Source organism: uncultured Mucilaginibacter sp. (assembly GCF_903893715.1).
Lineage (GTDB): Bacteria > Bacteroidota > Bacteroidia > Sphingobacteriales > Sphingobacteriaceae > Mucilaginibacter.
Genome location: NZ_CAITNG010000024.1, coordinates 36359 through 58581, shown reverse-complemented (window position 1 = coordinate 58581; position 22223 = coordinate 36359). Strand labels below are relative to the sequence as shown.

The 22223-nt window shown below is 44.1% G+C and carries 22 protein-coding genes; 2 read left to right on the top strand and 20 right to left on the bottom strand.

Going from position 1 to position 22223, the window contains the following annotated elements:
- Positions 1–2256 (top strand): transglycosylase domain-containing protein, encoded by a 2256-nt coding sequence (locus tag QZX97_RS02875; protein ID WP_295653459.1) that lies wholly within the window; start codon positions 1–3, stop codon positions 2254–2256.
- Between the two features lie 191 nt (positions 2257–2447).
- Here the strand turns inward: QZX97_RS02875 and QZX97_RS02870 are convergent, their stop codons facing one another.
- From QZX97_RS02870 to QZX97_RS02835, 8 genes are all read right to left on the bottom strand, one after another.
- A complete protein-coding gene (locus tag QZX97_RS02870) occupies positions 2448–2744 on the bottom strand; it encodes a GIY-YIG nuclease family protein (protein ID WP_295653456.1) in 297 nt (98 codons plus the stop codon).
- A 7-nt stretch (positions 2745–2751) separates the two neighbouring features.
- Positions 2752–3114: a hypothetical protein gene (locus tag QZX97_RS02865; protein WP_295653455.1), complete on the bottom strand. Its 363-nt coding sequence runs from the start codon at positions 3112–3114 to the stop codon at positions 2752–2754.
- A 12-nt stretch (positions 3115–3126) separates the two neighbouring features.
- Entirely contained in the window at positions 3127–4344 is a 1218-nt protein-coding gene (locus QZX97_RS02860; RefSeq protein ID WP_295653454.1) for an FtsX-like permease family protein, read from the bottom strand.
- Between the two features lie 5 nt (positions 4345–4349).
- Entirely contained in the window at positions 4350–4988 is a 639-nt protein-coding gene (locus tag QZX97_RS02855) for an MBL fold metallo-hydrolase (RefSeq protein WP_295653453.1), read from the bottom strand.
- Positions 4989–5085: 97 nt separating this feature from the next.
- Positions 5086–5664, bottom strand: a complete 579-nt coding sequence (gldD, locus tag QZX97_RS02850) for a gliding motility lipoprotein GldD (protein ID WP_295653451.1) — start codon at positions 5662–5664, stop codon at positions 5086–5088.
- Positions 5661–6428 (bottom strand): shikimate dehydrogenase, encoded by a 768-nt coding sequence (locus QZX97_RS02845; RefSeq protein WP_295653450.1) that lies wholly within the window; start codon positions 6426–6428, stop codon positions 5661–5663. The genes gldD and QZX97_RS02845 overlap by 4 nt, the downstream gene beginning before the upstream one ends.
- Before the next feature lie 188 nt (positions 6429–6616).
- The gene (locus QZX97_RS02840; protein ID WP_295653449.1) at positions 6617–7372 is read right to left on the bottom strand and encodes a phosphosulfolactate synthase; all 756 of its coding nucleotides are present in this window, start codon (positions 7370–7372) and stop codon (positions 6617–6619) included.
- 118 nt (positions 7373–7490) lie between these two features.
- Positions 7491–8894, bottom strand: coding sequence for a tetratricopeptide repeat protein (locus QZX97_RS02835; RefSeq protein WP_295653448.1), 1404 nt, complete (start codon positions 8892–8894; stop codon positions 7491–7493).
- Positions 8895–9375: 481 nt separating this feature from the next.
- Between QZX97_RS02835 and QZX97_RS02830 the strand changes: the two genes are divergently transcribed.
- A complete protein-coding gene (locus tag QZX97_RS02830; RefSeq protein ID WP_295653447.1) occupies positions 9376–11019 on the top strand; it encodes a S8 family serine peptidase in 1644 nt (547 codons plus the stop codon).
- Positions 11020–11152: 133 nt separating this feature from the next.
- On the opposite strand, the gene QZX97_RS02825 is transcribed toward QZX97_RS02830, so the two are convergent.
- The 12 genes from QZX97_RS02825 to QZX97_RS02770 form a co-directional block, all read right to left on the bottom strand.
- Positions 11153–11737, bottom strand: a complete 585-nt coding sequence (locus QZX97_RS02825) for a carboxymuconolactone decarboxylase family protein (RefSeq protein WP_295653446.1) — start codon at positions 11735–11737, stop codon at positions 11153–11155.
- 83 nt (positions 11738–11820) lie between these two features.
- On the bottom strand, positions 11821–12366 hold the full coding sequence (locus QZX97_RS02820; RefSeq protein WP_295653445.1) for a peroxiredoxin: 546 nt from the start codon (positions 12364–12366) through the stop codon (positions 11821–11823).
- Positions 12367–12489: 123 nt separating this feature from the next.
- Complete coding sequence (locus QZX97_RS02815) at positions 12490–12789, bottom strand: pyrimidine/purine nucleoside phosphorylase (RefSeq protein ID WP_295653444.1); 300 nt, start codon at positions 12787–12789, stop codon at positions 12490–12492.
- Between the two features lie 21 nt (positions 12790–12810).
- Positions 12811–14109, bottom strand: a complete 1299-nt coding sequence (locus QZX97_RS02810; RefSeq protein WP_295653443.1) for a M20/M25/M40 family metallo-hydrolase — start codon at positions 14107–14109, stop codon at positions 12811–12813.
- A 7-nt stretch (positions 14110–14116) separates the two neighbouring features.
- Positions 14117–15979: a PDZ domain-containing protein gene (locus QZX97_RS02805; RefSeq protein ID WP_295653442.1), complete on the bottom strand. Its 1863-nt coding sequence runs from the start codon at positions 15977–15979 to the stop codon at positions 14117–14119.
- Between the two features lie 66 nt (positions 15980–16045).
- Positions 16046–16621: a thiamine pyrophosphokinase gene (locus tag QZX97_RS02800; protein WP_295653441.1), complete on the bottom strand. Its 576-nt coding sequence runs from the start codon at positions 16619–16621 to the stop codon at positions 16046–16048.
- A gap of 37 nt (positions 16622–16658) precedes the next feature.
- On the bottom strand, positions 16659–17039 hold the full coding sequence (locus QZX97_RS02795; protein WP_295653440.1) for a hypothetical protein: 381 nt from the start codon (positions 17037–17039) through the stop codon (positions 16659–16661).
- A gap of 8 nt (positions 17040–17047) precedes the next feature.
- The gene (rfbA, locus tag QZX97_RS02790) at positions 17048–17920 is read right to left on the bottom strand and encodes a glucose-1-phosphate thymidylyltransferase RfbA (RefSeq protein ID WP_295653439.1); all 873 of its coding nucleotides are present in this window, start codon (positions 17918–17920) and stop codon (positions 17048–17050) included.
- Between the two features lie 143 nt (positions 17921–18063).
- The gene (locus QZX97_RS02785) at positions 18064–18636 is read right to left on the bottom strand and encodes a DUF3109 family protein (RefSeq protein ID WP_295653438.1); all 573 of its coding nucleotides are present in this window, start codon (positions 18634–18636) and stop codon (positions 18064–18066) included.
- 7 nt (positions 18637–18643) lie between these two features.
- Positions 18644–19417, bottom strand: coding sequence for a DUF3108 domain-containing protein (locus QZX97_RS02780; RefSeq protein ID WP_295653437.1), 774 nt, complete (start codon positions 19415–19417; stop codon positions 18644–18646).
- A gap of 31 nt (positions 19418–19448) precedes the next feature.
- Positions 19449–19964, bottom strand: coding sequence for a DUF2480 family protein (locus QZX97_RS02775; RefSeq protein ID WP_295653435.1), 516 nt, complete (start codon positions 19962–19964; stop codon positions 19449–19451).
- Between the two features lie 72 nt (positions 19965–20036).
- Positions 20037–22139, bottom strand: a complete 2103-nt coding sequence (locus tag QZX97_RS02770; protein WP_295653434.1) for a peptidylprolyl isomerase — start codon at positions 22137–22139, stop codon at positions 20037–20039.
- Positions 22140–22223 lie beyond the last annotated feature (84 nt).

The window sequence follows — 22223 nt, the reverse complement described above, 5'->3', positions numbered from 1 at the left end:
ATGTACACAAGGAACCAAAAAGATAAACTCACGCCACAGGATATTAAGCACTATAATTTACTGATTTGGAAAGTTATAGGCGGATGCTTCCTCTTTTTTGTATTGATGATTACTTTAACCTGGCTGGGCTTGTTTGGGCCATTACCCTCGTTCCGCGACCTGGAAAACCCTAAAAGCGACCAGGCATCCATCATTTTTTCGGAAGATAAAGAAGAGTTGGGCAATTACTTTGTCCATAACAGGTCGAACGTTACCTATAAGCAGATATCGCCCAATGTGCTCAATGCCTTGATAGCTACCGAAGACAAGCGTTTTTACGATCATTCGGGTATTGACTTCCGTCGTAATTTTACCAGTATTTTATACAACCTCATCGGCAAAAAACAAGGAGGCAGTACCATAACGCAACAATTGGCACTCAACCAGTTTTCTGAAAAGAGCCGCGAACACAACCGGGTATTGCGGGTTTTCCAAAAACTAAAAGAATGGATAACCGCCGTGCGGATTGAACGCCGGTACACCAAGGAAGAAATCATTACCATGTACCTCAATACTGTTGACTTTGGTGCTTACAACACTTTTGGCATCAAATCGGCCGCACGTACGTATTTTAATACCTCGCCCGACAAGCTTTTGCCCGAGCAGGCGGCGGTTTTGATAGGCATGTTAAAAGGACCCGGCTTATATTCGCCGATAACCCACCCCACCAATGCGTTGAACAGGCGCAACACCATTTTAGGCTTAATGGCCGATGCCGGCTTTTTAAGCGATGGACAGGCCGACGAATTAAAAAAGAAACCAATAGCGCTCGATTTTAACCCCACGGATAAAAACGAAGGCCCGGCCCCGTACTTTAGGGCGGTGTTGAAGAAGGACATTCAAAAAATATTTGAAGAGCAAAATATCACCAAAGACGGTGTGCCATACGACCTTGACCGCGATGGTTTGAGGATTTACACTACTATTAACTCCACCATGCAGGAATATGCCGAAGATGCGCAAAAGGAATACATGGTAACCCTGCAAAACCAGTTTAACAATCATTGGAAAGGCGTAAACAAAGAAAAAGCGATCAGTAATTTTGATTTGCTGATGGACGAGGGTACGAAACGCTCCGACCGGTATCACGAACTGAAGGCCGAAGGCAAAACCGATGATGAGATAAAGGCTGACTTTGCTACGCCTGTAAAAATGAACATATTCACCTGGCATGGCAGTATAGATACTTTAATGAAACCGATCGACTCGGTTTTGTATTGCAAAATGCTGTTGCAAAACTCGCTGATGAGCATGGACCCCACAACGGGATACATTAAAGCATGGGTAGGCGGGATAGATTTTGAACATTTTAAATACGACCATGTTAAAATTGGAGCGAGGCAGGTGGGTTCAACAGCCAAGCCGTTTACCTATACCGTGGCTATTGATAATGGTTACTCGCCTTGTATGGAGGTTGACAATGTGCCCGTAACCATTTCAGGTTATGGTGAGGACTGGACACCCAAATCATCGCCGGAAGATGCTAAACCCGGCTTGGTAACCTTACGGGAAGCACTGGCGCACTCGTTAAACTATGTAATGGCCTATGTGATGCGCGAAGTAAAGCCCGAGCCGGTAGTGGCTCAAATAAAAAAAATGGGTATTACAACAAAAGTTGACCCCTATCCTTCGATATGTCTTGGTGTATTCAGCGCATCGGTTTTTGACATGACAGGTGCGTACAGTGTGTTTGCCAACCACGGTTTTTGGAACGAACCCTCGTATTTGTTGCGCATTGAAGATAAGAACGGCAACGTGCTTTATGAGCATAAACCCAAAGGTGTACAAGCCATGAACGAGCAGACGGCTTATGTAATGACATATATGTTAAAGGGTGTTATTGAAGATGGTACAGGTAGCCGGGTGCGATATAAATATGGTTTGACAAACCCGATAGCCGGCAAAACCGGTACAACACAAAACAACAGCGATGGTTGGTTTATTGGCGTTACCCCGCAATTAGTTACCGGTATTTGGACAGGTTGCGAAGACCCGGATATACATTTCAGGTCGACATATTTAGGTGAGGGCGCCAATACCGCAGCGCCTATATTTGCGCTGTATATGAAAAAGGTATACGCCAATGCCGACCTGGGCATAAAAAAGGATGTGGATTTTGATGCGCCTAAAGCGCCCTTGACCATCACTTTAGATTGCAATGCTTATAAGCAACAACAGCCGGGCAATACCCAAACAGAAAAGAAATTGAATTTTTAAGGATGTAATTTCTTCCGTGCGTCATCCCGAACTTGTTTCGGGATCTCACATGCAGAGTTTCGAACTGCGCGTGAGCCGACCTATCCTGTGAGATGCTGAAATAAATTCAGCATGACTTGGGCTTTTTTTATATTGTAATTCCCAACTGTTGTGTGAGATATAAAAATAAATTCAATATGAACTTTTCTATTTTAATCTGAAGTAATCTCAGTTTTAAGGTCAATCATATCCGGGTTTTTTGTTTTGATAAGGTTGACCTTCCAGTCCCGATGCCAGTTTTTTAATTGTTTTTCACGGTCTATCGCATCCGCCACGCTCATAAAATGTTCGTAATAAACCAAGTCGAAACATTGATATTTTTTAACAAAAGATGAACCACCTTCGTTAAGATGCTGCCAGACCCTAACGCGCAAGTCGTTAGTAATGCCTATATAAAATGTGGTGCGGAATTTATTAGACATAATATAAACATGGCCTTGTTTATCCATTGCTGTGTTAATTGCACATATCCTGCGGTATAGCCTTCGTTATCTTATCTACCTTTTTTACCACCAGTATGCTGTCGTATTGCGGGTCGAGACCATCGGCCTTGGTGGCTTTTACTTTGTTGCCCTCTAACTCAACATAAACGGGTTCGTAGGGTTTCTCAAAATTCATCTGTGAATACTGGAGCTCCAATGTCGCCGAGCTATCGGCGGCCCAAAACTCGCGGCCCGTTTCGCAATCTTTAAACGATTTTACCTCGGGGCCAAAACTATACAAGCCTTTGTAAATTACCGGGGGTACCTTTTTTGCCTCGTGTTTACAGCTGTAAACACAAAAGATCAATATTGCGGGTATCAGATACTTTAATCTCATAGGAACACAAATTTACAGATCCTGTTTGATATCGGCTAATCCTTTTAAACTTAACCTCGCGCTTATGCCCGACGCGATACATCCAATCACTGTCACCGTTAAAAATACCAATAAAAAATCATTGATTTTAATTTCTACAGGATAAGCATTAAGCATTCCACCCATCTTGATCATTTGGAAATATTGTTGGGCCAATGAAAATATAAGGCCGACAAACATCCCTGTAATACAGCCAATCATGGTGATGAGCATCCCTTCGAAAAAGAAAATCCCTTGTATGGTGCGTGCAGTGGCGCCCAAACCGGTTAATATGGCGATATCTTTCTGCTTGTCCATCACCAGCATAGTGAGCGAGCCCACAATATTGAATATAGCGATCATCAAAATAAACGTTAATATCAAATAGGTAGATGCTTTTTCGAGGTGTAGTATTTTGTACAACTCCGTATTTTGCTCATAGCGGTTTTTAACGGTAAACCGGGTATCCAGCTTGCTTTTGATATCGTTTTGCACGGCATCAACATTGGTGCCCGGCTTAAAATTCAGCTCTATCGACGATACATTGACTGGTTGATCGAGCAAATCCCGCGCGAAGCTGAGCGGCGTTATCACCATATCGTCAAAATCCTGCTGAATGGAAAATACGCCCGAAGGATAGATATATCTTGTTTTAAATTCATCCAATGGAATAAGGTCGTTTGATGAGCCGCGCGTTGGCGAGTAGATTTGCAGGGCGGTCAGGCCATCCTGCACATTAACCCCCAAGTTGCCCTCAACTATCGCACCTACAACCGCGTAAGGTTGGTTGTTCTTTCTAAGTGTAAATGAGCCTTTTTGTATGGTACTATCGAGCGTGGCGTTATTTAAAAACTCATCACTAACGCCTTTTATGGTGCTGATCATCTGTTTGCCGCCGTATTTTACTAAAGCGTGTTCTTCCAATACTTCGGTGTACGAGGATAGCGCCTTGTTTTTATGCAGGCTATTAAAATATGCAGTATTGGGGTTAAATGTTTTACCCTGCTTGGGTTCAATTTTAAGCTGTGGGGTAAAGTTGTTGTACATGGTTACGATAACGCTTTCGAAACCATTAAATACCGAAAGGATAATAACCAATGCCGCGCTGCCCACAAAAACCCCAAGCATGGATATACCCGAAATAATATTGATGGCATGCGTGCTTTTGCGCGAAAACAGGTACCGCTTGGCTATATAAAAGGAGGTATTCAATTGTTTTAGGTTAAAAAAGGGTTATGCAGCTTTTCATATCCTATGGTAGTTTCAGGGCCGTGGCCGGGATAAACAACGCAATTATCGGGCAGGGCGAACAGTTTTTGTTCGATGTTATCGATTAATAGTTGATAGTTGGCGCCGGGTAAATCGGTACGGCCAATGCTGTTGCGGAAGAGTACATCGCCGCCAACTAAAAAATTCTCCTCAGGAGCATAAAAACACAAATGCGCAGGCGAGTGCCCCGGCGCGAATATCAGCTCCAATGTGCCACTCCCAACTTTTATGCTCCCGGTTTCCGGTAAAAAAGTATCCGGCAAGGGCGAAACCTCGTAACGCATGCCCATTTGCGGCGCATAGGAAGGTATCATGGTGAGCACATCAAGTTCGCCTTTGTGGAACTGTGGTTTCAATCCATATTGCTCAAAAACAAAAAGGTTGCCCAGCACATGGTCTATATGGCAATGGGTGTTAAGCAGCAATACAGGTTTTAGTTTGTTTGCTTTTATAAAACCCGTTACAGCGTTTTGCTCACTGGCGGTGTACATGCCCGGGTCTATGATGGCACAGTCGCCGGTACTATCGTAAACGATATAGGTGTTTTCCTGATAGGGGTTGTTGGTAAATGCCTGTAATTGTAACATGCTTCAAAAATAAGATAATAAGTCTGAAGTATTGAGTCCAAAGTCTATAGTCAAAGAACAAAGAAAGACTCAGGACTAACGACTTGAGACTCCGGACTCAATTTTTCCACTTAAATGTTTTGATCATTACATCCATGTCTTTTTTTATAAAGTTGAGCACGGGTTGGATGGAATCGATTTGTGGTTTGTTTTTGAAATACAGCGATGCCCGGATAAAATGTTTGGTGCTATCCGTTAAAAAGAATTGTGCCGATGAGGCCGTATTGCCATCGATGATATAGTAGATGCCGTAAACCTTCTTTTCGGGGTATTGCAGTTTTTGCTCCTCGATAGAGGTGGCCTTTACGGTATGTTTAAAAGCGAACTCGTGCGAATGTTCTATCAATGAGTCGAAAATGGCTTTTGATGGGATATCCTCATAGCTCAGGTGCAAAGTGCCCTTAAATTGCGGAAACTCCATATTTACCCAACATGGCTTGCTGATACGGTAGTCATCGGGAACAATTTCGGCGTATGTTGGGTATTTAAAAGTAAACGGGCAACCACCGGTATAGTCCTGATAAGCCTTTTCAGGGAAATCGATACGGAAGTACCCCCGCGGTTTGGGTGAGTAATCGTGGTTGCCGCAACCTGCCAATATACAGGCTATTACTAAACAGTATACTAATCGATTCATATAGTAGGTGCGTTCCATATTTCCCATGATCGTTCGGCCTGTAAAACAAGCATTTCATAACCGTTTTTTATGGCCGCGCCTTTTGCAAGGCCTTTACTCAAAAATATGGTTTGTTCGGGGTTATAAATCAAATCGTACAATAAATGTTTATTGTTGATTGCATCATAAGGAATTGGCGGGCATTCATCGGTTTTTGGTGCGGTGCCAACGGGCGTAGTATTGATAATGAGCGGATGCTCGGCTATCATTGTATCGGTCAAATCGCTAAAAAGGATGCTATCAGCTTCCTGCCTGCGGGTTATAATTCGATAGCTGATGCCGAGCTTATTGAGCACAAACTTTACCGCGTTTGCCGCCCCCCCATTGCCCAATACCAAAGCTTTTTGATGGTTTGTTTTAAGCAGCGGCTTTAACGACTCTTCAAAACCATAAATATCAGTGTTATAGCCTTCCAGTTTTGTTGTATTTTCTGTAGATGTGATTTTGATGCAGTTTACCGCACCGATCTTCCCGGCTTCACCATCGATTCGGTCTAAAAACTGCATCACTTCTTTTTTGTAAGGAACGGTAACGTTCAATCCGCAAAGACCCGGGTGTTGGGCCAGCAATGCAGGAAGTTCTGTTATTTGCGGTATCGGGAACAATTCATAAACATGACCAGGTACGTTTTCGACCTCGAATTTGTTGGTGAAATACTTTTTAGAAAACGAATGCGAAAGCGGGTAGCCTATCAGTCCGTATATTTTTGTTTGTCGTGATTCCACTGATTTTTAAGGATTACACCGATTTTCGGTTGATTACACAGATTTATTTTGTGATGGCACCGATTGTTTATAAACGGTGCCTTGCAAGCTTTGTTGCGCAAAGATAATCTAAACCGATAACCCTCACAATCTGCCAAGCCCCTACCCAATCGGTGAAATCATTCCCCTAATCGGTGCAATCAAAGTAATCAAAGAAAATAATCGAAAGTATCGCTCCTTAAGCCCAACCTTAAAGTTTCCAATGGTATTACTTCGGCAGGGGCAATATTACCTAAGTTCACATTGCTGCCCAGCAGTTTGATGAACCAGGTTTGCTGTGCTTTTTGGGGTGCCTCGAATATGATGGTCTCTTGCGGTATTTGGGTCAGTATTTCATCAATCAAACCTTGGCGCACTTCGCCCGAGTCGCGGTAGATGCCTACATTGCCGCTTTCGCGTGCCTCGGCAATAACCTTCCAGGCGCCGGCTTCAATTTCGGCATTCATCAGTTTTATCCATTTGTATGGCGCGAATATTTTTTGAACGTCTTTTGAGCCTACTTCTGATATTACGGTGATTTGTTTGCTTAATTTGCGGATATACTCGCATTTTTCATCGTGCTCGATGGTGATGGAGCCATCGGATACCTCGGCATATTCCATTTTGTATTTATCAAGCAAGCGGCAATAATCGTCAAACTGGTTGCGCACAATAAAGGCTTCGAACAAAGTGCCGCCAAAATACACCGGCAGCTTCGCCGACTTATAAATATCCAGTTTCTCCTGCAATTTTGGCGTAACAAAGGATGTTGCCCAACCTAATTTTATAATATCCGAATGTGGACCTGCCACGTCAATAAAGTCTTCAACCTGACGGCAGCTCAGGCCTTTGTCCATTACCATGGTCAGTCCGTTTGTGCGGGGTTTCACAGTACGATCGGGAATGTTACTTAACTCGTAATTCATGTGTGTTTGATATATCGTATTGTTATAGTCTATAACCATAAGTTTTAATGTATTCAAATTTCATAAAAAATCCAAAACTTTAAAAGTTTTGGATCAATCATTTTGCTATTTAGAACAATTATTTTGTGTAACGGTTTATAATATCGATAATAACTTTGTTTTCCTGTAGCTGTGGCAGATAGTCAAACAAGATAAAGTGTTTCTCAGGGTCGGTACCCAGGGCTTGCTCTAAGCAAGCTAAAGATTCGTTGTATTCACCCTTTGCAAACAAGTACGCCACCATACGATAATATAACTCCGCAGCATCGGGATTGTTTTTTATCGCAACAGCCATAATTTCGATGGCCTCAACCAGTTTTTTCTGTTCGTATAAAATGGACGAATAGTCTAACCATGCATCGGTATCGAGCGGGTTAAGTTCAACCACTTTTTCGTAAGCCAATTCAGCTTCGGGCAAGTGGCCCAGCTTGTATTCGGCATCGGCTATGGCAAACCAGTAATCGGCATTGGCAATATCCAGATCGAGCGCTTTTTTGTAAAAGTGCAAGGCTTCAAAATAACGTTCTTCAAAATCGAGGGTTACACCAACACCAAACCAGGCATCGGCCAGCTTAGGGTCCATTTTAACCGATTTTTTGTAGAACGCGCGTGCATCGTCCATTTGCTCCAGCTTTTCGTAACATTCGCCTATGGCGCAATAGGTATCGGCATTAGGCTGCTCGTACTCAAAAGTCTGGCGGTACACTTCAATAGCCTCGGCAAATTTTTCGAGGTTAACCAGCGCGTTGCCTTTGTTAAAGTAAGCCGATGCAAAGCTGTCTTTTATCAAAATGGCGTAATCGTAAGCGTCAATCGCTTTTTCAAACAGGCTCATTTTGGTAAATGCGTTGCCCAGGTTGTACCATGCGGCATAGCTATACGGCTCATTATCGATATATTGCTGATAAAACTGAATGCTTTCCTGCTGATTATCCATTACATCGTAACAAAACGCCAGTTCGTACAATGCGTCCTGGTTTTCCATATTTTGCTCCAGGCAAAGCTTGAGGTAATGGATGGCGGTTTCGTAATCGCCCATGTTTTGATTCACGTAGGCAATGTGCAGCAAAATATCATCGGTCTCTTCGGCCATACCGAGCGCCCGGTTGTAATTTTCCAGAGCTTCGGGGTAACGCTCAATGCTCTCATACAAATTACCACGGATGATGTAGATGTCGGCATCGCTGGCTTCCAATGTTTCTGCACGCTCAAGCGCGGAAAAGGCATCGCCAATACGGTTGGTAACCACGTATAGCTGTGCTTGCTTGATAAGGAAAACAGATGCGAAAGGGTGTTGGGCGCGAGCGTATTCTACAACCTGGAGGGCCTTTACCGGGTCGTTCTTTTCGATGTAGTAATCGATGATGTTTTCAAAAGCCTGCGCATCAAAAAAGTACTGATCGTGGTTGCGGATCATCTCTTCGTATCGTTCTACTGAAAACTGCTGGTCTTCTGTAGAATCAAATTCAAATTCTTCTTCCATTCAAATGTTTTTGCAGAACTTCTGCTTAGCCTGTTATCAAATATAATATAAACGCGAAGACTTTTACTGATGTTAAATTAGCCATAAATACTTTTGGGGGGTAAACTAAGTTTTCAACATATCCCCACTGTCTAACAAAAACCTGCCTAACTACCTGATTGTAAATTGATAAAGAAAATTGTTTTTTTTAAATGGCATCAGGCTGTTTTAAACGGTCACTCCTTTGAAATTATCTTAATTGTTACATCAATTTAAAAGCCGGCGGTTTAGCACAGGCGACAAATTCTTTAATTAAACGATATAGGTTACGCGTTTGGTATACCACCAAACCGTAACGGTACAAAGGTACACATTATTGATAAGATGGTTTTTTCTCGGCAAATAGTCGTTAAAAGGTAAAATAGGACAATTTGTAATTTGTTTGGCTACCAAAAATTTTATGTGAGGCTGAATTGTAATATATTGTGCCAAATTTTTGTTGATGATCAATTTATTTAAGAAAATAGGCGGCCTCGCGTTGTGCGGAGCTTTGCTATTCAGCCTGACCGCATCGGCACAGGCACCCCAAACAGTTGAGCCCGTATTGCCCAAAAACTGGCACCAGCTCGACCTGAAAACCGACGGTTATTACGGCATCAGCCTAAAACAGGCATACCAACTATTAAAGGGTAAAAAAAGCAAAACCGTTGTGGTAGCAACCATCGATAGCGGTATTGATACCGCCCAGGTTGACCTGCAAGGCATCCTATGGACCAACCCGAAAGAGATTCCCGGAAACGGTATTGACGATGACCACGACGGTTATGTTGACGATGTGCACGGCTGGAATTTTTTGGGCGGCCCGAATGGCAAATGCGATTTTAACGAAACCACCGAGGAGATACGCGAATATTTTAAATTAAAAGACAAATACCTGAATACCACCGAAGCCACTGCAACCAATAAAAAGGAGTATGCTTATTGGCTCACCGTAAAAGCGGTGCACGATTCGACCATTGCCAAATCGAGCGATGAACTGAAACAACTTTCGCCAATAATGAATGCTTTGGAAGTTACCAGCGGTGTAATAAAGAAAACCCTGCAATTGACGGCAGATGCGGCATTTACACAGAAAGACCTGGATAAAATAACATCGACAAACGATACCACTACACAAAGCAAAAATATCTGGAGCATGATATTTCAGCAAGAGGGTGACGGCAGCAACAGTACTAAGGTATTGGCCGACCTAAGCGAGGAATTGACCAAGGACAATAACGATATAAATCCCGACCTTGATTCGCGTAAGCACATTGTGGGCGATAACCCCGATGATAACAGCAACCCGCATTACGGCAATAATATATTAAAGTATGAAGATTGTTCGCATGGTACCGGTGTTGCCGGGTTGATAGGAGCCAAGCGCGGCAACGGCTATGGAATTGACGGAGTGGCCGATAACGTGCGCATTATGGCCATCAAAGCGGTGCCCAACGGCGATGAATATGATAAGGATATAAGCAATGTCATCCGTTTTGCGGTTGACCATGGCGCGCAGGTAATCAATATGAGTTTCGGCAAAAAGCTGTCGCCACATAAAGATTGGGTAGATGCCGCCTTTAAATATGCCGCCGCCAAAAATGTACTGTTGGTAATGGCAGCGGGCAACGATAATCAGGACGTTGACAAAACGCCTACCTATCCTAATGATACCTTTGCTGATGGTTCCGGTACCGATGCAGGCAATGTGATTTGTGTTGGTGCTTCATCCGCAAAATTGGACGAGAAGCTGCCGGCAAGCTTTAGCAACTATGGTAAAAAGAATGTGGACGTATTTGCACCCGGTGTAAAAGTAACATCGATTGACAAGGATGCCGAGTTTAACACAGCCGACGGCACCAGCTTTGCTTCGCCTATAACCGCAGGAATTGCGGCTTTGGTTTTAGAGTACTACCCGCACCTAAGTGCGCGCCAATTAAAACAGGTGATATTAGCCTCGGCAAAGCCCCTAATTGGGCGCAAAGTGATATTGCCCGGTACTGCCGATAAAATGGTGGATTTTACTTCGCTGTCAAAAACAGGCGGTATTGTAAATGCTTATAAAGCGTTGATGATCGCTTCGACGATGAAGGGGGAGTTAAAATAAATCAGCCCCACCCAAACCCTCCCCAGTTAGGGAGAGCTTTAAAAAGCAGAAAGCGCAATCAAAACTGTTGCGCTTTCTGCTTTTTTCTATTCTAAGTCTCCCCTTCAGGGGGAGATTTAGAGGGGCTGGCGGATTAAAAAACCACCTTCCCCATACTCGTTACCAACGACGCGATGCGCACAGCATCAAAAATGCGTTCTTCGGTGGTACCCATTTGGATGAGGGAGTTTTCGTGCGCGTTTACACACATTTCGCAACCGTTAATGGCCGATACCGCTAAACTCATCAGCTCAAAAAATTCTTTGCCGGTAACAGGCTTCATCATGATTTGCATGCGGATGCGGGCCGGTATCTGTGTGTATTTTTCCTTCTGTGTAAAGTGGCGGAAACGGTAAAATATATTGTTTGATGCCAGCAGCGAGGCGCAGCCTACAGCATCGGCAATTTCTTCGGCCGTAGCTTCCTGTGCTTCGGCGTGTTTGGTAAAAAACGCGGTTAAGGGTTTGTTGTTATTGTTTATAGCTGTGGCTAAACCTAACAACGCGCATTCTTTAGCATTTAAATGCTCACTTGTTAACGTACTGGTAAAGTTCAGCTTCAAATCGCGCACATAGCGCGATTCGCCTTTTTCTAATAGTGTTAAACTCTCGGTTCGGTAATCGCCTTCTAAGCCAACACCTTGTAATAATTCCGTTATGATATCTGTTGTTTCGCTCATTATTTTAAGTTAGCGGGATATTTTCTATAAAAAAGCCCGATACAACTAAGCATCGGGACTTTTTAAGTAATTTATTCCAAAGATTAAACGTTCAGTGTTTCTTGTCCTTTTTCCCAGTTGCAAGGGCAAAGTTCGTCGGTTTGTAAGCCATCAAGTACACGTAAAACTTCTTTCACATTACGGCCAACGCTCAGGTCGTTAACACATACCCAGCGGATGATGCCTTGTGGGTCGACAATAAAAGTAGCTCGGTAAGCGATTTTTTCGGTTGGCTCCAAAATACCCAAATCTTCAGCTAATGATTTTGAAGTATCGGCCAGCATCGGGAATTTCAGGTCGCGCAGATCGGCGTGGTCCCTTCTCCAGGCGGCGTGTACAAATTCAGAGTCTGTTGACGCGCCAATCAAACGGGCATCGCGGTCGCGGAACTCGCCAAAGGCTTTGTTGAACTCAGCAATTTCGGTTGGGCATACAAAGGTAAAATCCTTTGGCCACCAGAACATTACGGTCCAAACGTTATCGTCATTGGTCAGATAATCTGAAGTCAATGTTTCAAACTCTTTACCTTTTTCGATGCTGACAACAGCTGTTTTGCTAAATGCAGGAAATTTTTGTCCTATGGTTAACATATTTGTAAGTTTTTTTATGATTTGTTACAAATATAGACAATCCCGGTAGCTTTTGTTATTGAAAGTATTGATACGATATAGAGGAACTTGATAGCATTTTTTGGCCCAAAATTGTGTTCCCGTCTAATCCGCGTAATAGCAGATATAGGCTACATCTTCCTCGCACGAAACAAAAAAAGTTTCGCCCGATGGTACAATGAAACTTTCCTGAGCATGATATAGTTTCCAGTCAGTTTCATGCAGTTTTACGTTCAATACACCCGAAACAACTACCATGGTTTCCTGGGTGTTAGTGCCAAACTTGTAATTGCCCAGCAATATTACGCCTACGGTAGCGCGGCCGAGAGAGGTATTTAAAGCCAGACTTTGTACATGGCCATCAAAATAGCTGCTGTGTTTTATGGTTTGTTCGGTATTGCTCATGTTATGTTAATTGGTTTGATGCTATTGCTCCAGTTTTGCGACGCGCGTTGGGGTATCTGTGCCATTTACAATACTGCGCGAACTTAAAGCGATGGCGCGAATGGTGGAGGTGATATTGCCCACGTCCAATGTGCTTAACTCATCGCCAACGGTATGGTATAGTTTGTCGATGTCTATCTGGTCGGTTGATATGGTATGCGCCGGTACGCCTACTTTGGCTAAGGATGCGTTATCGCTTCGGTAAAAAAGATTTTGAGAAGGATATGGGTCCGGGTAAAACTTGAATTTTGTACCTGCCAGGTTACGCTGCAATATCTTCCCGAAGTCAGAACGCTCATAACCTGTGATAAAGGCCGAGTTTTCCCCAAATTTGGATGGTTTGCCTATCATCTCGATATTGAACATGGCCACGGTTTTATCGGCATCCATGTGTTTGGCGAAATAGGTTGAGCCATACTCGCCTATTTCTTCCGCCGTAAATGCGACAAAAATAAGGGTACGTGCCGGTTTTGGGCCGTGCATGTAGTATTTGGCCAGCGATATCATAGCAGTAGTACCCGAGGCATCATCATCCGCGCCGTTGGCTATACTGTCGCCCTTCACAGGTTTAATAATACCCAGATGGTCATAATGACCAGAAAATACCACGAATTCATCTTTTTTCGAAGTGCCCGGTATCATCCCGGCGATATTGAACAGAGGAAGTTCTTTAGAAATACCTTCATACTTCACAGCAAAGGAGCTTACTTCGCCAAAATGTCCCAAAGCAAATACCGTAGCCTGCGTGCTGCTGGTAACAAAGCTGGTAGTTCCCCTGCCGGCACGCGCGATGATGCGTCGAAGGCTGGCGCTGAATTTAGAGTCGACCAACACCAGCATTTTTTTGCCGCTGGTGGTATAATTGACGTACAGTTTTGTAAAATCCATATCGGGAGTGATCGTTACCACCTGTACATCGCTGTTATTTGCCCAATCTAACGATTGCATAGGCGTTACCGCAAGCAAACTATCGGGCGATACGGTTTGACCATTGATACTGGCCGAGATTTTGACAGACCTTGAACGTACCATGGTAAAATTCTGGCGGAAGCCGTCATTTCCGGGTAATGGCTTCAAACCGATATCGGTAAACTCGCTTTCAATAAACTTTGCAGCTTTTTCAATACCCGGCGTAAATGTGGCGCGGCCTTGCATATCATCAGCGCTCAAGGTTTTTATAATACGTTCCACATCATTTTGTTTGATGCTTTTATCTACATTTTGGGTAGCGCAACCTATGGCAAAAACCGCGGGAAATAATATCAGGAGGTACTTTTTCATGCGTTCGTTATTTTACTTTTGATGATAACCAGTTGTTACGGAAGGTTGTTTGCTCCGGCGTTAAAGTTTTACCATCGCTTTCGGCCAATACAATTTCAAGTGTGGGGTTTTCTTCGAGTGTAACCGTGGTTTGATGTTCGCCGCTGCGGTTTTTGTAGGTAACAGCTATTTTATCGCCAATGTTTTTGCTGGTAACCAAATCGGCAAAGGCCTGTGCATCCGCTACGTCTTTGCCATCGGCTTTTAGCACAACATCGCCCACATCTAAACCTGCTTTGTACATAGGGGTACCTATGATGGTGTTTGCCGATATGACAAAACCTGCGGTAGCATTTGCCCGCGCCTGCCCGTTGCGGCCACGGCCTTGCTGACTAAATTGCGAACCTGCCCATGCTTTGCCCGGTTGTGCTTTGCGCAGAATAAGTCCGGCTTTGGCCAACAGGTCTTTGTAGTTGTTTTTCTCAAAACCATAGATATAGCGTTTAAAGAAATCGGCGGCAAACACTTTGTTTTTGGTAACCTTTGCCAGCGATTTTTCCAGGTCGGGGATGGTGTAAGGGATATATGGTTTGCCATAATCGAGCCATACCTGTCGCATATAGTCATCAAGCGTGAGGTTAAACTCGCTGCGCAAACGCAGGTCGAGCGCCAAAGCTGTTGCCCCGCCATAAAAGTAATACGAGGTAAATATATTGGCCTGGTTGGTTGGGTCGATAGATACACCGGCATCGGCAAAAACAGCATAGTTACTGGCCTGTACAGGTGAGTAATGCGCCGCACCCGGACTATTAAGTACGCTGTTAACGAGGCCACCCAAAGTGCGGGTATACTCGCCAACGGTATGAAAGCCTGCCCTTACCAGCAGCATTTCGCCGTAGTATTGGGTAAAGCCTTCGGCAAACCAAAGTTCGCTGCTCATATCGGCATGCTCAAAGTTGAAGGGCTCCAATGATTTCGGACGGATTCGTTTCACATTCCAGCTATGGAAATATTCGTGCGCGAAGGTGCTTAACAACCTTACTTCATTACCGCCCACTTTATCACCGGTGGTAACAATACAGGTAGAGTTGCGGTGCTCCATACCATCACCCGAGTTGGTGGGATAAACATCTTGCAAAAAGGTGTATTCGTCATAATCATATGCGGGTAGCTCACCATAAACAGCTTTTTCTTCCAGCACCATCTTTTGTACCATTTTGGCATAACCGTCAATAACCGACTGGTCATCATCCGAGTGGGTGGTCAGGCGTATCTTTTCGGTCTTGCCATCAGTATTCAGCACTGTCCAGTCGCTTTCTTTAAAAGCCGAAAGTTCGGTAGGGCTGTCCATCATATATTGCAGATCGCGGGCACTGTAAACAGTGGCGCCATCGTGTACCAGTTGAGTGGCCACTTTCCAGCCGTATTTATCCAAGTCGTTAAATTCAAATTTTACCGCACGTTTTTCCAGGCCGGGTACCCATATAAATGCAGCAGGCATATTGAGGTGGGCATGGCTCAGGTCGATACCGGCATAAGTGCCGTCGGTCCAGTTGGCGTATAGCGTATAGCTTACCTTTATTACCGGTCCGTGGTCCCTTATTTCCCAAACATCGCCTTCAACCTGTTTCATTTCGATGGCCGAACTGTCAACATTGAATGCCTTTACATTGTACACGTTTTTGCCAAACTCGTGGGTAGCGTACCTTCCGGCGGATGAACGGCTCATACGAACTTTGATGGGCCCGGCCGGCGCATCAGGTATGGTCATCACAATCTGCGCTTCGTGGTGCGCGGCGTTCGGGAAAGAAACTTCGTAAAAAATGGGTTTTTGTGCGAAAGCCCCTGCCGAAACAAGCAGGAAAAGCACAAGCGAGGTCAATTTGTTCATGTCGGTAATGTTATAAGGGCTGAATTTAGTAAAATAGGGCCAAATGTCAAAAAAGCAAGGCATTGTTTACACAATGGTTTCGCTGATAAATATAAATGGCTGATCGAATTGCGGCGTAAAGAAACCATCATGCGTGGTCATATATTGTTCCGCCGCTATGTTTTGCAGGCCGCTGATATGCAGGGATACAGGGTGGTTAATCAAACTGATACGTTCGCCTGCAGGCTTCCATTTGCTGAAACCGCTGGCTATAGGGTATATTTTCTGGTCGCCATTGTAAATCACGATATTAATTTTATCAACAAAAAGCAAATAGTCTTTGAGTAGGAATTCATCGGTGATGATATTAACGGCGGGATAATTGTGTGCAACCAGATATTTTAAAGCGGTTTCGGTAGGGTTGTCATCGCCGGTAGGTATGGTTTTGATGTCCGATTGCAGGTCTTCGGTATTCGCGTTTGGGTCGATAACGATATCGAGTTTAATGCCCATGGCATCTACCTTTTCGGCAGTTGCTGCGGTAACCAATACAGTAGGGCTCCACTCCAATAATTGGCCCAACAATTCATCGGTAAAGGTATCGAGGCCCAATACCAACAGTGCAGGTTCCTGCTTTTCGCGAACGATGTGGTGGGAGGACATTATTTAGTCATTAGGTCATTAGTCATTAAGTCATTGTCTATTTCGAAGACCCTTTCAACTGCAATATGTTTGAAGCTATTAACTCCGTAATTAATGCGACAATATCAGTTTCTTCTGGTTCCGGTTCCGTTGGCGGGGATAATTCCTCGTTGATCCTAACCACCGTCTCTCCAAATCTGAAAGTATCGGGGTCAAGGCCAAGCTCTTCTATCCTGTCATCATCAATATCAATAATAACGGCCTTTTCGTATTTGTCTTTACCACTAAATTCAATGTCGATACCTACTTCGGCAAAGCACATGCGGGTGATATCGCGATGGGTATGGCCGCCACATTCGGCAGATAAGTTACGTAGGTACACACAACTTTCCTTACCCAAAGCTACTTGTGCAACAGCGGCGGTTATGTATCGCAGCATGGCCACTTTTATTTTTTACCTTTTTTAAGCAGTTTCAACAAATACTGCCCATAACCGCTTTTAACCAACGGCGCGGCAACGGCCTCCAATTGCGCTGCGTCGATAAAGCCCATGCGGTAAGCTATCTCTTCGATACAGCCGATTTTAAGGCCCTGGCGTTCTTCAATCACCTGCACAAACTGGCCGGCCTGCATTAAGGATGTGAAAGTGCCTGTATCCAACCACGCCGTTCCACGGCTTAGTATACCTACTTTCAGTTTGCCACGGCGCAGGTATTCTTTGTTTACGTCGGTTATTTCGTATTCGCCTCGTGGCGATGGTTTGATGTTCTTGGCAATCTCGACCACCGAGTTATCGTAAAAATAAAGTCCGGGTACGGCATAATCAGACTTTGGCTCAGTTGGTTTTTCTTCGATGGATATGGCATGGTTATCACTATCAAACTCAACTACGCCATAACGTTCCGGATCGGATACCTGATAGGCGAATACCATACCGCCATCAGGGTCGTTGCTGTGTTGCAGCAGGTGCGAGAGCCCATCGCCATGAAAAATATTATCACCTAAAATCAGTGCCACCTTGTCTGTGCCGATAAAATCGGCACCGATAACAAAGGCCTGAGCCAAGCCATTTGGCAATGGTTGTTCAGCATATTGAAAATTACAGCCCAAATCAGCGCCATCGCCCAACAGTTTTTTAAAGTTGGGCAAATCGTGCGGGGTAGAGATGATCAAAACCTCCTTTATGCCCGCCAGCATCAACACCGAAAGCGGGTAATAGATCATGGGTTTATCGTAAACGGGCATCAACTGTTTACTTACAGCTAAGGTGAGCGGATGCAACCTGGTGCCCGAACCGCCGGCGAGTATAATTCCTTTCAAAACGTATTTGGTTTAGTGCAATACAATATTATCAATAAATAATTTGTAGTTGTACGATGGGTGGAAAAAATAGTTGGGTTTGCGCAAACGGATATAGGATTGATTTTTTCAATCGATAGCTTAGAACCAAGTACGCAAAGGGATTACTCTGCAGGCGGACTAGCAACCTGATCTTCCAACTCCGCATACCAATCAGCACCGTATTTGCGGATAAGCGGCGTTTTTAAAAACTCGTGTACGCGCACTTTTAGTTCATCGCCGAAGCTGCAGGCGGGGCTGCAAATGCTCCAGCGGTCATAGTTCAGTACATCGAACTCAGGGTATTTGGTTATCCTGATGGGGTATAAGTGGCACGATATGGGTTTTTGCCATGATATGGCACCTTGTTCATAAGCTTTTTCGATCGCGCATTTGGTGATACCGTTTTCCCATATCACATAGGCACATTCTTTGTTCACATCTACACAGGGCGTAGTGTAGTCGCCTTCAAAATCTTTTACGTAGGTGCCAACCTGTTCGATGGTTTCTATACCTTTGGCCGTCATAAACGGCTTTACTTTGGGGTATATTTCGTTCAAAATATCCAGTTCTGCGGCCTCGAGTGGCGCGCCCGAATCGCCTTCGAGGCAGCAGGCGCCTTTACATTTGTTTAAGTTGCAAACAAAATTCTCTTTTACCACATCTTCGTGCACCAGCGTTTGCTGAACTTCAATCATCGGTTGTTTATTGCTTATTGTTTAATGGGTATTTTAATCCCTTGGCTTCCGTAAGGTCCATAGTGAGGCTGCCTACAATTACTTCCACTTGGGCCTTTACGGGGATGCGGTTTTTATCGTCGGTTATCCAAAGATAAAACTTACTGTCTTTCCTGAAAATATTGCCCGGTATAATTGATGGGCTGAATTTAAGGCATTCGAATGTGCCCAGACTGCACTCGGCCGATTCACGGCCTTCAAAGGTGATGGTGAGCGATTCGATCTTGTCTTCCAAAAAATAATGGAATACCAGTTTATCGCCAACCTTTATTTTTGTCATATCCAAACAGCGCGCAAAATAATAGGCTGAAGGGAAATCGAACACCATCCCCGTAAAAGGAAATACACCCTTTGTTGCTGTTATTTTATTGGTTTCACGATCGAACGTAATGTCGTCGGTATGCCTGTATTTACCTTCGCGGCGGTTCTCTTTGTATTCGTATGGCAGCAGTGTGGTACAGTCCATAAAACTTTCGTAGCGGTTGCGTACTTTAAAAAAGAAATCGAAGGTGCCATTGGTTTTGCCATCGGCTATGATGTGGTATGCGGGTTTGCCATCGTACTTTACAGGGCTTTCTTCCAGGCGCAAATCAGCCTCGGCGGCGGTAAACAGGCCATAGTTTAATTTATAATGCAGGTGTTCGCCTGGTTGAAAGGGGGCTTGCAGTTCTTTTGCAAGTTCCTGCGCAGATACGCTAAGACTTGTAAGTGCCAGTAAGAAGGATAGATATATAATTTTCATACAGCACTTTTACAGCAAGCAAACCAATAATTTAATCTTTCTTTTTATAAATGGGTACAGTTGAACAAGGCTCACCAAACATCAGGCTTTTTACCACCGGTGTCAGTTTTTTTGTCAGTTCAACATACGCAGAAGCGGGGACTTCCACATCGCCACATCCTTTTATAACGATACGCTGATTGCGGTATTGTTCAATATCCATCCCGGCAAGCGCTTTTTCGAACAATACGGTTTCCAATACTTCTTTATCCCCGAACACTACGTCGCGCGCATAGGGAGCCAGCCGGTTAGCCAGCAGCATATATGCCCAGGTTGGTACAATGGCATCGGCAGTGCAGGTTAAGGCTACGTTTTTGCCTTGGTATTGGGTCCAATCGTGTTCTTTAACAAATTCTCTGAAATCTTTTTCGCGCAAAATCAAGCCTTGAAAAAGGTTGTCTTTTATATCATAAAGCACGCGGTCGCCGGGCGGATAAAAGCTTGCCGGATCGAGGCTTACCAAACCGCTGAGCGCAACTTTATTAACTATTTCTTCCTGGATATCCATTACTCTTTAAACAAAAAAATCCGGAAAAGGTTTATTGGCCCTTCCCGGATGTAAATTTACTTAATAAATTCCTTAAAGCACCTTGGCCCTGTAATCTTTTACATTAGCCTTATCTTTCAGCGCTTCGAGCACGCCGCTTTCACTGCGTTGCAGCAATGCCTGGCCTATTTGCTCGCGCTGACGCAATGCATTGTTTAATGGAGCGGGGTTGATAAAGCTATCTACCACAAATACATAAACACCTTTTTCGCCTGCTATTGGTTTCGACAATTTATTGGGCTGTGAGCCGAATATAGCACCAATCACTTTATTCTCTTGCGATGAACCCGGGATGATTGGGTTTGCAAACACAATGTTTTGAGCCGACATTACTTTGGCCCCCAATTTTTGTGCAACCGCGTCGATAGAACCTGCTCCGTTAAGAGCACCGTTCATTTTATCGGTGAGTTGTTTTGCCTTAACAATATTTAAAACGGCCGGTTGTATCTGCTTTTTAACAACTTCCAAAGGCAATATGCCAACCGGCTTGATTTCGGTTAAAACCGCTACAATGCCCGAGTAGCCCGACTCGTAAACCTCGTCGGTAAAATCGCCCACGCTGGCTTTGTTAAATGCCCAGCGGGTAAGGTCGCGGGTATTATCTAATCCCGGTAAGGTAGCGTCAACGCCTTTAACGTCAGTCGCTGTTTTTTTAATCAATCCTTCTTTTTTTACTTCGGCGTCAAAATTGCCCGGCGTTAACGAAGCGAGGAACGCCTGTGCTTTTGAATGCGCCGCTGTTTCTGTTTTGTTGCTTGGTAATAATGGTTTGTCTACAATGGCTACCTTAACAACTTTCGACGATCCTTTTTGGTCTTCGATTTCGATCAAGTGCACGCCGTATTGCGACTGTACGATTTTGATATCGCCTTTTTTGCCGTTAAACACTGCGTCTTCAAACACAGGTATCATGGCGCCGCGGCCAAATGTGCCCAAATCGCCACCTTTTACAGCCGAGCTTTTATCCATGGAGAATTGAGTCGCCATATCGGCAAAGCTTTTTGCGCCACTTTGGATAACTTTCTTTATCGAGTCGGCTTTAGCCATGGCTCCGGGGCCACCCACCAATAAAATGTGGCGAGCTTTAACCGAATCGGGGCTAACACGCGAATCTACCAGTTTGGCAATTTTGTAAGAGCCGTTCGAAAAGTAAGGCCCGTAAATAAAGCCTGGTGCCGCATTGAACATTACTGTATCGAGTTTTGGCTCAAGCTGGCCTTTTTTGGCAAATGCTACAGGCATTTTTGTATCGGCGTTAACGGCCACAAAAAGCGAATCGTTTGTTGATGCCTTAAAATCCGGAAGCAGTTTTGTCAGCTGGTCTTTAACCGCAGCAGAGTCTTCTTTGCTTGGCGAGGCATCGAACACTACATAATCAAAGCTTCGTAACTCTTCTTTGTTTTTGTATTCGTTTTTATGCTCGTCATAATAGTTTTTGTAATCATCATCGCTAATTGTAACCTTATTATCGGGTATCGAGGCGTAATCAAGGCTTACATATTTAAAGCTCGCCAATTTGTTTTTTGCGTTATAATCGTCCTTGGCATCAAGGCTGTTAACATACAAGCCGTTGTTGATGAGCGAAAGGTATTTTTCGCTTTTTTTACCTTCTTCCATTTGGTCGAGAAAGGCTTTCCATTTCAACCTTATAGGATCGTCGGCTTTTGAGCTATTGAAATTTGTTAAAAAGGTATTCAGCTGGTTGCGGTCGAACTGGCCCGTTTGCTGATTGGTAAAGGCCTGCACAATTTGCTGACTTGGATTTGGCCCGCTTACCATTGATTTGGCTTCGTCGACACCTACAGCAAGACCCAGTTTGTCGATTTCCTTATCAAGGATGATCTGGTTTACAGCCTGGTTCCAGGTTGTTGATTGTATAATGCTTGCAACCTGCGGGCTTATGGTACTTTGCCTGTACTGTTGTTTGTAATTTTGATTGTTTGCTTCTATTTTGCTGTTAAAATCGGCGGTTGATATTTTATCGCCATCAACCTCGCCTACATACTGACCATTGTCCCTGAAAAAAGAACTTCCTGAATGAAGCGCTTCGCCAAGGATGAACGCGAAAAGGGAAACTCCAATCGTGATCGCTACTATCCTGCCACCTTTTCCACGCAAAAAACCTATTGCTGCCATACTATATCTATATTTTATTTATCTCAAAAAGAGGCGCAAGATACAACTTTTGATAAAAATTTATAACAAAATTTTAATGCGCCG